Origin of the sequence: Vibrio sp. 1641, assembly GCF_033339995.1 — a bacterium.
In the GTDB taxonomy this organism is placed as follows: Bacteria; Pseudomonadota; Gammaproteobacteria; order Enterobacterales; family Vibrionaceae; genus Vibrio; species Vibrio alginolyticus.
This window is the reverse complement of the sequence record NZ_JAWOVP010000489.1, coordinates 1-527: the sequence shown is the minus strand read 5'-3', so window position 1 is coordinate 527 and position 527 is coordinate 1. Positions and strand designations below refer to the sequence as shown.

Here is a 527-nt window from a genome sequence, read left to right as displayed (position 1 = left end):
CCTGTATTACGACTACGTTCAAGTAGGGCGTGCGCGTGAAGCCGGTGTTCCAACTCAGGTATTGCGTATTGTGCCGAAAGACGGACTACGTTATTCCTATGTCCTTTGGATTGACGAAAAGAGCAAATTGCCACTTCGCGCCGATCTTGTCGATCGTGATGGCGAGATGCTAGAGCAATACCGCACGATCTCTTACACAGTAAACCCTAAAATTGCAGAGTTGATGAGCGGCCTTGAAGACGTTCAACTTCCTGCTGTGCTTACAATGCCGAAAGGTGAAATTGGCACGAGCAATTGGACTGTGGGCTGGACTCCAGACGGTTTTCATCCAAACGATCTCAATCGCTACCGTATGGCATCAACAGACCAAATGGTAGAAAGTCAGTTGTATTCTGATGGCTTGTTCAACTTCTCTGTTTACGTAGCAAACAAAGATGAGCATTCATTAAAAGGACAACTGGTTCGTCAAGGCCGTAGAACCTTACACAGTTTTGTGAATGGTGATTATGAAATCTCGGTGGTCGGAG

Annotated in this window: 1 protein-coding gene; it reads left to right on the top strand. The window is 46.5% G+C overall.

Annotated features, from left to right (window positions below):
• Positions 1–527, top strand: a 527-nt coding sequence (locus R7Z47_RS26725; RefSeq protein WP_318131009.1) for a MucB/RseB C-terminal domain-containing protein, incomplete at both ends; no start/stop codon positions are given.